This is a genomic window from Haloferula sargassicola, assembly GCF_040362925.1.
In the GTDB taxonomy this organism is placed as follows: Bacteria; Verrucomicrobiota; Verrucomicrobiia; order Verrucomicrobiales; family Akkermansiaceae; genus Haloferula; species Haloferula sargassicola.
On the sequence record NZ_BAABRI010000004.1, the window covers coordinates 210,889 to 224,056 of the forward strand.

10 protein-coding genes are annotated in these 13,168 nt (G+C 65.0%); 8 read left to right on the forward strand and 2 right to left on the reverse strand.

What is annotated here, in order from left to right:
• The first annotated feature begins 9 nt into the window (after positions 1-9).
• From ABXH26_RS04885 to ABXH26_RS04895, 3 genes are all read left to right on the forward strand, one after another.
• Positions 10-729 carry a PEP-CTERM sorting domain-containing protein gene (locus tag ABXH26_RS04885; RefSeq protein ID WP_353565924.1) on the forward strand — a complete coding sequence of 240 codons (720 nt, stop codon included), beginning with the start codon at positions 10-12 and terminating at the stop codon, positions 727-729.
• A 212-nt stretch (positions 730-941) separates the two neighbouring features.
• Positions 942-3,776 carry a pyruvate, phosphate dikinase gene (ppdK, locus tag ABXH26_RS04890; RefSeq protein WP_353565925.1) on the forward strand — a complete coding sequence of 945 codons (2,835 nt, stop codon included), beginning with the start codon at positions 942-944 and terminating at the stop codon, positions 3,774-3,776.
• A gap of 389 nt (positions 3,777-4,165) precedes the next feature.
• Positions 4,166-4,387, forward strand: coding sequence for a hypothetical protein (locus ABXH26_RS04895; RefSeq protein WP_353565948.1), 222 nt, complete (start codon positions 4,166-4,168; stop codon positions 4,385-4,387).
• A gap of 579 nt (positions 4,388-4,966) precedes the next feature.
• Here the strand turns inward: ABXH26_RS04895 and ABXH26_RS04900 are convergent.
• Positions 4,967-6,166 carry an NAD(P)/FAD-dependent oxidoreductase gene (locus ABXH26_RS04900; RefSeq protein WP_353565926.1) on the reverse strand — a complete coding sequence of 400 codons (1,200 nt, stop codon included), beginning with the start codon at positions 6,164-6,166 and terminating at the stop codon, positions 4,967-4,969.
• Entirely contained in the window at positions 6,163-7,989 is a 1,827-nt protein-coding gene (locus ABXH26_RS04905; RefSeq protein WP_353565927.1) for an alpha-amylase family glycosyl hydrolase, read from the reverse strand. Before ABXH26_RS04905 ends, ABXH26_RS04900 begins: the two co-directional genes overlap by 4 nt.
• Before the next feature lie 200 nt (positions 7,990-8,189).
• Here ABXH26_RS04905 and ABXH26_RS04910 point away from each other — a divergent pair, with 200 nt between their 5' ends.
• The 5 genes from ABXH26_RS04910 to ABXH26_RS04930 all read left to right on the forward strand — a co-directional run bounded on the left by ABXH26_RS04910 (position 8,190) and on the right by ABXH26_RS04930 (position 13,149).
• Positions 8,190-9,194 (forward strand): DNA topoisomerase IB, encoded by a 1,005-nt coding sequence (locus ABXH26_RS04910; protein ID WP_353565928.1) that lies wholly within the window; start codon positions 8,190-8,192, stop codon positions 9,192-9,194.
• A gap of 105 nt (positions 9,195-9,299) precedes the next feature.
• Positions 9,300-11,060 carry a 2-oxoacid:acceptor oxidoreductase subunit alpha gene (locus ABXH26_RS04915; protein WP_353565929.1) on the forward strand — a complete coding sequence of 587 codons (1,761 nt, stop codon included), beginning with the start codon at positions 9,300-9,302 and terminating at the stop codon, positions 11,058-11,060.
• Positions 11,061-11,104: 44 nt separating this feature from the next.
• Complete coding sequence (locus ABXH26_RS04920; protein WP_353565930.1) at positions 11,105-11,986, forward strand: thiamine pyrophosphate-dependent enzyme; 882 nt, start codon at positions 11,105-11,107, stop codon at positions 11,984-11,986.
• A gap of 150 nt (positions 11,987-12,136) precedes the next feature.
• Positions 12,137-12,679 carry an NUDIX hydrolase gene (locus ABXH26_RS04925; RefSeq protein WP_353565931.1) on the forward strand — a complete coding sequence of 181 codons (543 nt, stop codon included), beginning with the start codon at positions 12,137-12,139 and terminating at the stop codon, positions 12,677-12,679.
• Between the two features lie 122 nt (positions 12,680-12,801).
• The gene (locus ABXH26_RS04930; protein ID WP_353565932.1) at positions 12,802-13,149 is read left to right on the forward strand and encodes a (2Fe-2S) ferredoxin domain-containing protein; all 348 of its coding nucleotides are present in this window, start codon (positions 12,802-12,804) and stop codon (positions 13,147-13,149) included.
• Positions 13,150-13,168: the final 19 nt, after the last annotated feature.

A 13,168-nucleotide genomic window follows, 5' to 3' on the forward strand; every position in this document is an offset into this window, starting at 1 on the left:
CCCTCCACTATGAAAGCAAGCCTACTATCGACGTCCGTCTTTCTTGCCCTGTGCAGCACCTCGTTCGGAACTGTCTTGTTGACCGATGATTTCAGTTATCCGGACGGCGACCTCACGACCAGTGCGGCTTGGTCGAACCACAGCGGCAGCGGCTCCTTCGTTCAAGTCACTTCTCAGACGATTACATTGGTTCAGGGAAGCGGATCACGTGAGGATGTGAATGCGAGCTTGGGGATCACGATGGGGGCAGGTGAGACTTACTACGCCTCCTTCGATGTTACCGTGAGCGGAGGGTCAACGACTGCCTACTTTGCCCACTTCAAAGACTCGGCCACGGGATTCAACGGTCGCATTTTCGTCGCTGCTCCCAGCAGCGGAGGCGATTTCACCTTCGGCCTCTCCGATGTCGGAAGCAGCCCCGACACCACTTTTGCGACTGATTTCTCGTTCAACACCAGCTACAAGCTCGTGGTTTCTTACGATTACGACACAGGCCTTAGCGAGCTGTGGGTGAACCCGACGTCGGAGGCTTCACCAAGCATTTCATCGGTTACAGCCGACCCGTCGCAACCTATGGAGGCTTTTGCCTTCCGACAAGGAAGCGGTAATTCGACTGAAGTGATCGACAACTTGGTGGTAGCTACGACATTTGCGGAAGTTGTCCCCGAGCCCTCCATCACCCTGCTCGGTGGCATCGGTCTTCTCGGCCTGCTGCGCCGTCGCCGCTGATCGGAGAACTTCGATTTCGATTTCCTACCCGGATGCCCTGATGGGGGTATCCGGGTTTTTCTTGTCACGGCGTTGTCAAGCACTGGAACTCGTTCATTGACACGGGATTCGCGATTCCTAAGCTCCGCGCGTCCGCGCCGGGACGCGTTACCGTGAGGGACGCATCTTCCACGGTGCCTCTACGACGCAAACCTCATCCACTGAGACAAAAGATGGCTACACGCAAAAAGACCGCCAAGAAAGCGGCACGCAAGGCGGCCTCCACCAAGGGCCCGAAATACGTTTACACCTGGGGCAACGGCAAGGCCGACGGCCACGGGAAAATGAAGGAGCTGCTCGGCGGCAAGGGCGCCAACCTCGCTGAAATGACCCTCATCGGTCTCCCGGTGCCGGCCGGCTTCACCATCACCACCGAGGTCTGCACCTACTACTACGCCCACAAGCGCACCTATCCCTCCACGCTCCGCGCGCAGATGGAGGCGGGCATCGCCAACATGGAGAAGATCATGGGCTACAAGTTCGGCGACTCCGAGGGCTTCCCGCTCCTCGTCGCCGTGCGCTCCGGTGCCCGTGACTCGATGCCGGGCATGATGGACACCGTCCTCAACCTCGGCCTCAACGACAAGACCGTCGAAGCCCTCTCCAAGGCCACCGACAACGAGCGTTTCGCATGGGACTGCTACCGCCGCTTCATCCAGATGTACGGCGACGTGGTGCTCGGCGTGCAAAAGCGCGAGGGTGAGGACCACGAGCCCTTCGAGGAAGTCATCGAAAGCTTCAAGCACGAGACCTACGGCAAGGACATCGTCGATTCCGACCTGACCGCCGAGGACAACAAGGAGCTCGTCGCCCGCTTCAAGAAGCTGGTCAAGGACCGCACCGGCCAGGGTTTCCCGGAAGACCCGTGGGAGCAGCTCGAAGGTGCCGCCGGTGCCGTGTTCTCCTCCTGGATGAACGACCGTGCGATCGTCTACCGCCGCAAGTACGGCATCCCCGCCGCCTGGGGCACCGCGGTCAACGTGCAGGCCATGGTTTTCGGAAACACCGGCACCAACTCCGGGTCGGGCGTGGCTTTCACCCGCAACCCCGCCAACGGCGAAAACGAGCTCTACGGTGAGTTCCTCGTCAACGCCCAGGGCGAGGACGTCGTCGCCGGTGTCCGCACCCCGGACCCCGTCTCGGGCATGGAGCAAGCCCTGCCGCAGGCCTACAAGGACCTGCTCAAGGTCCGCAAGATCCTCGAAAAGCACTTCACGGACGTCCAGGACGTCGAGTTCACCATCCAGGACGGCAAGCTGTTCATGCTGCAGACCCGGAACGGCAAGCGCACCGCCGCGGCCGCGCTGAAGTTCTCCATGGACATGAACAAGGAGAAGCTGATCGACTGGCAGACCGCCGTCTTGCGCAACCCGGCCGACCAGCTCGACCAACTGCTCGCCCCCGTCTTCGACGCCGCCGAGCTCAAGAAGACTCCCGAGATCGCCAAGGGCCTGCCGGCCGGTCCGGGTGCCGCCTCCGGCAAGATCTACCTCAATGCCGACCGCGCCGCCGCCGCCGCCAACAAGGGTGAGGTGGTCCTGCTGGTCCGCGTCGAAACCTCGCCGGAAGACCTCCGCGGCATGATCGCCGCCGAAGGCATCCTCACCTCCCGCGGAGGCGTCTCCTCGCACGCCGCGCTGGTCGCCCGCCAGATGGGCAAGGTCTGCATCTGCGGTGCCTCGGGCATCGAGATCGACTACGACAAGAAGACCGTGAAGGCCGGCGGCCAGTCGTTCAAGGAAGGCGACTACCTGTCCATCGACGGCACCACCGGCATCGTCTACGGCGGCCAGGTCGCCACCGAGCCGTCCGAGATCATCACCGGCCTCATCAACGGCAAGAAGTCCTCGCAGAACACCGAGAAGTTCCAGCACTTCGTCCAGCTCATGGACTGGTGCGCCAAGGCCACCCGCATGGGCGTCCGCACCAACGCCGACACCCCGGAGCAGGTCAAGACCGCCGTCGCCTTCGGCGCCGAGGGCATCGGCCTGACCCGCACCGAGCACATGTTCTTCGAGGGGGACCGGATCGACGCCATGCGCGAGATGATCCTCGCCGACAACGAAACGAACCGCCGCAAGGCGCTCAAGAAGCTCCTCCCGCACCAGCGCAAGGACTTCTTCGGCATCTTCAAGGCCCTCGAAGGCAAGCCGGCCACCATCCGCCTGCTCGACCCGCCGCTGCACGAGTTCCTGCCCCACACCAAGGAGCAGCAGCTCGACCTGGCCAACAAGATCGGCATCCCGGTCGAGACCATCATGCAGCGCGTCCACGAACTGCACGAGTTCAACCCGATGCTCGGCCACCGCGGCTGCCGCCTCGCCATTTCCTACCCGGAAATCGCCGAGATGCAGGCCCAGGCGATCTTCGAAGCCGCCGCGCAGTGCGTGAAGAAGGGCATCGAAGTGAAGCCCGAGGTCATGGTCCCGCTCGTCGGCTACGCCCGTGAGCTGGAGCTGCAGGTCGAGATCATCCACCGCATCGCCGCGGAGGTGAAGGAGAAGAAGGGCGTCGAGTTCGACTACCTTGTCGGCACCATGATCGAAGTCCCGCGCGGTGCCGTCACCGCCGACGAGATCGCGGCCCACGCCCAGTTCTTCTCGTTCGGCACCAACGACCTGACCCAGACCGCGCTCGGTGTCAGCCGCGACGACATGGGCTCGTTCCTCAACAGCTACACCGAGAACGATATCTATCCGCGGAACCCGTTCGCCTCGCTCGACACCACCGGTGTCGGCCAGCTGATGGAAATCGCCGCCGCCAAGGGCCGCGAGGTCCGCCCGGACATCAAGCTCGGCATCTGCGGTGAGCACGGGGGCGATCCGGACTCGGTGAAGTTCTGCCACAAGCTCGGCCTCGCCTACGTGTCCTGCTCGCCCTACCGCGTGCCGGTCGCCCGCCTCGCCGCCGCCCACGCCGCGATCAACGACGGCAGCGCTCCCAAGGCCGCTAAAAAAGCGACCAAGAAGAAGAGCGCCAAGAAGGCTGCGAAGCGCGCCAAGAAGTAATTCGTGGCGGCGGACTCCATCCGCCAAGCCCTGACTCCCAGCCGCTCCGGTTCAGCCGGAGCGGCTGTTTTTTTCCGGGGGAAAACCTAACGCTCCCCTGTTGGCATGCCATTTGAACAAGGCGGTGGAAACCCCTTGAAATCCGGACCTGCGACAAGGCGCTCCCGAGTTGTCCCGAGGTTATTCACAACTCTCTCCGGACTTGGAACCGCTCTCCGTTCCTTGCGAGCCCATCGCTCGACGCGCTCCAACTCCCGTATTTCCAGTCTTCAGCGACTTCTCCTCCAAGATATTCACCGCCCTCGGGAGGAGGGTTCGCATCGTGACATCGCCATGCAGATTGCTCAAAACGTCGCGATCCGCAGGGGCGCTCGCCCCGCACCGATCGCATCTCCGGGCGTACCGATCGCATCTCCGGGCGTACCGATCGCATCTCCGGGCGTACCGATCGCGTCTCCGGCCGTACCGATCGCATCTCCGGCCGTACCGATCGCATCTCCGGCCGTACCGATCGCGTCTCCGGCCGTACCGATCGCATCTCCGGCCGTACCGATCGCATCTCCGGGCGTACCGATCGCATCTCCGGGCGTACCGGAATGGCACCGGATTAAGCTCCGATGAGGCTTCTTCCGTCCCGGAGGGACTTGGGAAATGAGCCGGTGGTGACAAGCTCCGATTGATCTTTGACCGGTTTCCCGCCTCAAGAAACCGGCGGCAGAAGGCCCGCTCCTGCATGGGGGCGGCGGGCATCGACCGCCGGGCAGGCCCCCAGGACTCCACCTCCCTGAGGCCTTCCTTCGAGTCCCTCCCCGCCCGACTCACCCAAGACGACCCAGCGACCCAGCGACCCAGCGACCCAACGACCCAACGACCCAACGACCCAACGACCCAACGACCCAACGACCCAACGACCCAACGACCCAACGACCCAACGACCCAACGACCCAACGAAATTCAGCCCCGCCCAGGGCATCGGAAAGCAGTGGATCGCCAACAGCTTCCAACGACTTCCAACGACTTCCAACAGCTTCCAACGGCGTCCGGCACCCCTTCCGGCACTTCGCTGATGACGGAACGCTTTCCTCAAGCCACCGGCTACGTCCAGTGCCCGGGGTCATGAAAAGACCCCCGGAAATCACTTTCATCCCGTGCCATTCGAGTCGTGCCCATTCCCGCTCGAGATCCAGCGATCACCGATCAAACGCAAACACCCCGGCATCCTCATGCCTCCGCCCCTTGACGGCCTCACAAATGATCTCGGCGGCGGTCATGCTGTAGGTGATGCCGTTTCCCCCGTAGCCGAGGGCGAACAGGCAGCCGGGCTCGTCCGGTTTTTCACCCAGATAGGCCAGACCGTCCTCCGTTTCCCCGAAGGTCCCCGCCCAGGCATAAGCCGTCTCCATCGGCAGCTCGGGAAACATCGTGTGGAAACGTTTCTCCAGCTTCCGCACCTTGGCTGCGAGCGCCTTCTCGCGCGCCGCCGGGCTGCGGAACGGAATGTCCTCACCGCCGAGAATCGCCCGCCCGTCGGCATCGGTCCGCAGATAGAAATACGGCCGCGCGCTCTCCCACAGCAGGCAATCGTTCCACCACCGCCGCTCCATCGGTTCGCTGGCCAGCGCAAAGGAATTGTGCAGCGAGACCAGGTTCCCGCAGCCGAACATTTCCACCGCCTCGTAGCCGGAGGCGACCACCAGCCACCGGGTGCCGACATGGCCGCGGCCGGTCACCAGGTGGAGGGCGCCGGTGCGGTCGCGGACGACCTCCTCCACGCGGGTGCGATCGTGCACGCGGGCACCCCGCGCCACCGCGGCCGCGAGCAGGCCATGGGCCAGCCGGAAGGGATCGACCTCCGCCGCCTGCGTCGAGCGGAGCGCGAAGGGATGCGGCAACCCGAGCCGCCCGCTCACCTCCGCCGCGCTCCAGTCCTCCACCTCGATCCCGATCCTCCGCCGCGCCGCCGCCTCCCGCTGCAGCGGCTCGACGTCCTCCTGTTTCGAGGCGAGGTAAACGCTGTCCTTGCGGGTAAAAGCGCATTCCAACCCCAGCGCGCCAATTTTCCGCTCCAGCAGGTCGATGCTCCGGTGACACGCCAGATAGGCCCGCTCCGCCCGCTCGCGGCCGTGCATTTCGATGAGATCGACCAGATGGGTATCGATCTCATACTGCAGCAAGGCCGTGCTGGCGCAGGTGCTGCCGTGGCAGACCTCGCGCCCGTCGAGCACGACCACGTCGTGCCCATCGGCCGTCAGCGCCTCGGCCAGGATCGCCCCGGTGATCCCGGCGCCCAGGATGGCCACCTCGCACTTCGTGTTCCCCTCCAGAGGCGGGAAAGTACGAGGAATGCCGTTTTTCAGGGCCCACCAGGGATGATCGGAGGTCAGGTTCACTCCGCGCGGTTCTGGCTGAGAATGACGAACCCGTAGGCCGGCAGCGGCAGCGCTCCGAGACCGTCGTCGCCAACCTCGATCGCGGTCTCGCCGACGTCGCTGAACTCCTCGCTGTAGCCCGTCCAGTCGGCATTGAACCGCACCTGCCAGGCGCCCGGCGCGGGAAACGGGACCTGGTAAAACTCGTGGGACGCCGCGGTCAGGTTCATCACCACCATGGTGCTGTCGCCCGGCCCGCCCGCATCCCAGCGATGCCACGCCAACACCTTCTGACCGGCATCGATGTGGGTGAACTCGGTATGCTGACCGCACAAGCCCCGGGTTCGGTTTTCCAGATTCCGGCGCAGCTTCACCAGATCCCGGAAGGCCGCCTTGATCCCGCGGAAACGGTCGGCCTTTTCCCAATCGAGCGGCTCGCCATCGTCGAACTCGCCATCCTCCAGAAACTCCTGCCCTTGGAACACCATGGGCACCCCCGGCGAGGTCATCACGATCGCGGCCCCCAACAAGGCGCGCCGTTGCGCCCACTCGCTGGCGGGATCCCCGCCATCGATCCCGCTCGTCGTCCGCGATCGCCCGTTCGCGACCATGTCGTGGCTTTCCAGATAAACCACCCGCCGGAACACGTCGCCCTCCGGCGCGCTGCCGATCGCCTCGGCCGCCTTGTTGGCGTCGCGGCCGGCATCGTCCGGGCACTGGATCATCTCCTTCATCGGAAACACGAAGGCCGACTCCCACTGGGTGTCGAAGCCGCCGCCGCCCTGATCGATCCAGGTGGTCAGCGCGCGGTTGTCGCCGATGTCCTCGGCGATCGAATACACCCGCGGCGAGTGCCGCTTCATGTCCTTGTTGATCCACTGCATCACCTGCCAGCCTTCCGGGATTTCCTCCGGCTCGGGCACCTCCACATCCACCGTGCGGATGAAGGCCACCGCATCGAGACGCAGGCCATCCACGCGGAATTCCTCGATCCACATCATCGCGTTGTCCCGGAGGTACTGCCGCACCTCCTCCCGCCCGTAGTCCGGGCGCGTGTCACCCCACGGCGTCTTGGATTTCCAGTCGTTGTAAAAATAGATCCCGCCCATCCCGTTTTCGCTCCAGCCGTCGAACTGCCACATGTCCAGCTCCGAGGGTCCGAAGTGGTTGTAGACGACGTCGAGGATCACCGCGATACCCTTGCGGTGCGCCTCGCGGACCAGCCGCTTCAGCCCATCGACGCCGCCGTAGTCCGCCTCGACCGCGAACGGATGGCTCACGTTGTAGCCCCACGAGCGCTCGCCGGGAAACTGGGTCGGCGGCATCAGCTCGATCGCATTGACCCCCAGGTCCACCAGGTAGTCGAGGCGGCCAATGATGCCATCGAAGGTGCCGTCTTCGTCAAAAGTCCCGGCGTGCATCTCGTAGATCACCAGCTCGTTCAGCGGCGGCGCTTCATATTCCACGCCCTCCCAGTCGAACCCGTCCTGATACACCACGCCGTTGCCACTCGAGGGATCCACCTCGCGCGCCCGCGGGTCGGTTTTGAGAAACGTCCGCTCGCCGTTTTTCAGGCGAAACTTGTATTGGCTTCCCGGGCCGGCGCTTTCCACCCAGCCGGACCAGCATCCGCCCTCCTCACTCCCGAGCTCCAACCCGGGCTCCTGCCAATCGCAGAAGTCCCCGGTCACCCACACCTGCTCCGCGTTCGGGGCCCAGACACGGAAATCCACGCCCGGATCGGTGGCGATGGCGCCCAAGCCGCCGCCGCGGGCTTGCGGGGGTGTCACTGTTTCAACTTCGGGCAGGGGCCCGGCCGCCTCGTCGAACGATGTCGATTTCATGGGTATGTCGGCGTTTCCTCCAGCCTGCCGGATGCCATGGACGCGGACCCCGTCCCATCAAGGACTTAGCCCCCGAGCGCCCTCCTTCCGGCTGGCAAAACGCATTCAGCACGCCAGGCCGCCGAGCGAATAGCAATGCCGCCGCCCAAGCGCTGCTGGAAATCCGTCCGGCATAAGCGGTGCGAGACAGCGGGAACGCCATGAAGCTCATCCGCACCTCCGATACCGAGCCCGGTTACCGCCGCCAACGCTGCGGGCGCGGCTTCCGTTACCTGGCACCGGATGGATCGCGGCTGGCTGCCGGCGAGGACCTTGATCGCATCCGCTCCCTTGCCATTCCGCCCGCTTACCGCTCGGTGTGGATCTGCCTGCCCCCGAACGGACACCTCCAGGCCACCGGCCGCGACGATCGGGATCGCAAGCAATACCGCTACCACCCCGAATGGATGGAGATCCGCAACCAGCTGAAATTCGAGATGCTGCTCGACTTCGCCCACGCCCTTCCGGGCATCCGCAGGTCGCTGGACGGGATCATCGCCCGCCGCACGCTGAACGAGGAAACCGCCACCGCCGTGGCCTTGGCGATCATCGACCGCACCGGTGCCCGCGTGGGAAACGCCGCCTACCGCGACGAGCACGGCACCTACGGCATCACCACCCTCGCCCGCGAGCATGCGGAGATCCACGGCCGCGCGGTCGAGCTGTGCTACATCGGAAAACACGGCAAGGAGGTCCACCTGAGGCTCGACCAACCGGCCTTGGCCCGGCATTTGAGCCACTGCCACGAACTCGCCGGACAGTCGCTTTTTTCCTACCCGGATGATGATGGCACGGTCCGCCATGTGGACTCCGGGATGGTCAACGAACTGATTCACGAGCTGTCCTGCGACGAGTTCTCGGCCAAGACCTTCCGCACCTGGCGCGGCTCGCTGCTTGCTTTCAACCACCTGGCCACCGCCGCCTGGCCGGAGTCCGCCCGCGAGCGGAAATCCCTGGAGGTCGCGGCGGTTCGAAGCGCCGCCAACGGGCTTTTCAACACCATGGCGACCAGCCGGAAGTACTACGTCCACCCGATCATCACGGGCACCTGGATGGACGGCACCTTCCCCGCACTCCTGGAGAAGGCCGCCCGCTCGCGCGCGTTTTCCGACCTGCGGACACTCGAGGAACGCCGGTTCGCACGCTTCCTGAAAGTGGCCGGGTGAGGACCTGAAAACCCCTTCGGATGATGACGGACGGCGAGCCCGTTTTTGCTTCCGGCCCCGGACGATTCGTTTTAGGGAACCAAGCTACCCATTCGAAAAACCCCGATGTCATCAGCATCCGCTCCCGCGCTTCGTAACGCCGTGATCCGGCTCGCCGGCTATTCCCAGGACGGCATCCAGTCGATCGGCGCCTTCCTCGCCCAGCTCGCCGGCTCCACCGCCCAGGACGTCATGACCTACATGACGATCCCCAGTACGATCTCCGGGGGTCCTAGTATTTTCCAGGTCCACCTCGGCTCCGGCGAGGTGCTCCACCCCGGCGACGAGGCCGACACGCTGGTCGCCTTCTACCAGGACTCCTACAACAACCACCTCGGCTCGCTTCGCGATGGCGGCATCTGTTTCTACGACTCCGACACGGTCACCGAACTGAAAGAGGAGCGCGACATCATCCACATCGGCGTCCCCTTCACCTCCGCCGCCATTGAGGCGATCGGCGGCTCGGCCAAGGACCGCGGCAAGAACATCTTCGTCCTCGGCATGCTGTGCGCCGTGTACAAGCTCGACCGCGAGCGGCTCACCGACCTCATCTCGCGCAAGTTCGGCCGCAAGTCCGAGGACGTGCTGCGCAATGCCATGCTCGCCTTCGATGCCGGCTACGCCTACCCCGTCCACGACATCCGGCACATGCCCTTCGCCCCTGGCGAAAACGCGGAAGCCAACCGGATTTCCACCGACGGCAACACCATGCTCGCGCTCGGCCTGATCGCCGGCGGCTGCCGCTTCGGCGCCGGCTACCCGATCACCCCGTGGACCAGCATCATGGAAATGCTGCGCTCCGAGCTGCCGAAATACGGCGGCAGCTTCATCCAGTGCGAGGACGAACTCGCCGCCGTGGCCATGGCCATCGGCGCCTCCTACGCCGGCCATCTCGCCGTCACCGGCTCGTCCGGTCCCGGGCTCTCGCTCAAGTCGGAGGCCATCGGCTACGCCACCATGGCCGAGCTGCCGCTGATCGTCGTCAACATCCAGCGCGGCGGCCCGTCCACCGGCATGCCGACCTCCGTCGAGCAGTCCGATCTGATGCAGGCGATCTACGGTTCCCACGGCGACTCGCCGCGGGTCGTGCTGGCCCCGCGCGATGTGGAAGACTGCTTCTACACCGCCGTCGAGGCCTGCCGCATCGCCCGCGATTACTCGACGCCCGTGGTCATCCTTTCCGACCAGGCCATCGCCACCCGCATCGAGGCCTTTCCCGAGCCCGATCTCGAAAAGTTCTGGATCGAACCCCGCCTCGACCTCTCCGCCTGTCCGGCCGACTGCAAACCTTACCCGCTCGACCGCATCACCCGCCACGCGCCGCCCGGCTGCCCGTCGCCCGAGGGGAAATACCCGGTCGTCACCGGTCTCGAGCACGACGAATGGGGTCACCCGTCCGCCAACCCGGTCATGCACGAAAAGATGACCGCCAAGCGCCGCGACAAGCTCATCGAGTTCGCGAACTCGCTGCCCGCGCCGCAGTTTTTCGGAGACGAGGAAGGCGACCTGCTTTTCATCGGCTGGGGCTCGACCTACGGCCCGATCAAGGAGGCCACCACCAAGCTCCGGGAAGCCGGCCACAAGGTCGGCTCGCTCCAGTTTCGCCGCATCCACCCGCTGCGCCCCGGCCTCGACGAGATCTTCGCCCGCTACCAGCACATCCTCGTGCCGGAGATGAACGATCGCGGCGTCCACGGCTACGGCCAGCTCGCCACCCTGCTTCGCGCCGCCACCTGCAACTCCAAGATCCAGTCCCTCAACAAGGTCCAGGGCCTCACCTTCCGCGTGAAGGAAATCCACCAGGCCGCCCTCGACCTCATCGGCTGACCTCCACTTTCTCCTTTATCCTTTATCCTTTTCCCACGCTCGCCATGTCCACCGCGGAAAAACTCACCAAGAAGCAGCTCAAGGCCGACCACCCGACCTGGTGTCCCGGCTGCGGCGACTTCGCCGTCCTCGCGTCGTTCTTCAACGTCGTCGAGAAGCTCCAGATCCCGCACGAGAAGATCGTGTGCGTCGCCGGCATCGGCTGCTCGTCGCGCTTCCCCTACTTCGTCAACGCGCACGGCATCCATTTCATCCACGGCCGCGCCCTGCCGCTGGCCACCGGCATTTCGCTCTCCCGCCCGGACCTTCACGTGTTCGTCTTCGGCGGCGATGGCGATGGCTACTCGATCGGCGGCAACCACCTGATGCACGCCGCGCGGAAAAACGTGAATCTGTCCTATGTGATCATGGACAACCAGGTCTACGGCCTGACCAAGAACCAGACCTCGCCCACCACCCCGCTCGGCCACAAGTCGAAGACCGACCCGCGCGGTGCCATCGACCGCCCGATCAACACGATGGCCCAGCTCATCGCCAGCGGCGCGACCTTCATCGCCCGCACCCACGCGACGCAGGTGAAGCACATGAACGAAATGTTCGAACGGGCGATCCTGCACCCCGGCTTCGCAGTCGTGGAAACGCTCTCGGAGTGCACCATGTTCTACCCCGGTGCCTTCGACGCCGGCATCCCGCGCAGGGGCGGCGTCTTCGACCTCGTCGACGAATCCGCCCGCGACATGGAATCCACCGCCGCCGCCATGTCGCTGGCCGAGGAGGACTTCCCCGGCAAGTTCGGCGTCTACTACGAAACCCGTAAGCCGACCAAGAACGAGCTCGAATGGAAGTGGATCGAGGACGCCCGCGCCGCCGCCCCCGACCTTTCCGACAAGGACCTCCTCCGCAAACGCTTCGCCGGGATGAGGTGACGAGCTCGCGGGGAAATCTCGCAGGATACGCTTGATGTTCAGGATGCGCCCGATGGGAAAACAAAATTCCATCCATCCTCCCCATCCCGTTCATCCTGCGACTTCCTCCCAAGACCTTGCCTCTGGAGAAAAAGCAGGCAGGGTCCCGGCGTGCACCGCCAACCGCTGATCGACGCCCTGCTCGCTTACCGCGAGGCGCACCCTGACGAAAAAGACACCGTCGACCGTTTCCACGCCTTCGTCCGCGGGCAGTCCGACTGCTTCGAGCGCTCCCTGGCCATCGGCCACATCACCGGCTCGGCCTGGGTGGTCGACCGCAGCGGCGGAAACGTCCTGCTCACCCACCACGCCAAGCTCGACCGCTGGCTCCAGCTCGGCGGCCATGCCGACGGCGTCGCCGACCCGCTCGCCGTCGCCTTCACCGAAGCCCGCGAGGAGTCCGGGCTCGACGACTTCGAGGCCGTCAGCCGCGACATCTTCGACCTCGACATCCACCCCATCCCCGCCCGCCGCGACGAGCCCGAGCACCTTCACTACGACGTCCGCTACGTCCTCCGCGCCACGGGCCCCACCGACTACACCGTCAGCGACGAATCCCACGACCTCGCCTGGATCCCGCTCGAAAAGGTCCCCAACTACACCACCGACCCCTCCATGCTCCGCATGCTGCGCAAATGGCAGGAGCGCCAATAGAGCAGGAGCGCCGATGATGAAATCGGCACCGCCTCATCCCAAGAGCCAGATTCCCCCTCGATAGACAGCCCAGCACCCTCCCCAACCCCACCCCGCCGGTTTCATAACCGGCGCTCCATCCCATGCCCGACCCCGAACTCACCGCAGCCGCCCTTGCCGCCGGCGTCGGACGTGGCGAGCGCCACATTTTCCTCTGCGCCACCCCCACCGTCCCGAAGTGCTGCGATCCCGCCCTTGGCCAGCTTTCGTGGGACCACCTCAAGCGCCGCCTCGCCACCCTCGGCCGGCCCGCGCCCCTCATCCTCCGAACCAAGGCGGACTGCCTCCGCGTCTGTCTCCGCGGCCCGATCGCCGTCGTTTATCCCGAGGGCGTCTGGTATCACTCCTGCACGCCCGAGGTGCTCGACCGCATCATCGACGAGCACCTTGTCGGCGGCGTTCCGGTCGAGGATTTCCGCCTCGATCCCTGACGGACAGGTCGGGCATTTC

Coding starts and splice junctions, on each gene's coding strand:
- ABXH26_RS04930 (WP_353565932.1), top strand. CDS start 12,802: ATGCCCGACCCCGAACTCACCGCAGCCGCCCTTGCCGCCGGCGTCGGA.
- ABXH26_RS04905 (WP_353565927.1), bottom strand. CDS start 7,989: ATGAAATCGACATCGTTCGACGAGGCGGCCGGGCCCCTGCCCGAAGTT.
- ppdK (WP_353565925.1), top strand. CDS start 942: ATGGCTACACGCAAAAAGACCGCCAAGAAAGCGGCACGCAAGGCGGCC.
- ABXH26_RS04885 (WP_353565924.1), top strand. CDS start 10: ATGAAAGCAAGCCTACTATCGACGTCCGTCTTTCTTGCCCTGTGCAGC.
- ABXH26_RS04920 (WP_353565930.1), top strand. CDS start 11,105: ATGTCCACCGCGGAAAAACTCACCAAGAAGCAGCTCAAGGCCGACCAC.
- ABXH26_RS04910 (WP_353565928.1), top strand. CDS start 8,190: ATGAAGCTCATCCGCACCTCCGATACCGAGCCCGGTTACCGCCGCCAA.
- ABXH26_RS04915 (WP_353565929.1), top strand. CDS start 9,300: ATGTCATCAGCATCCGCTCCCGCGCTTCGTAACGCCGTGATCCGGCTC.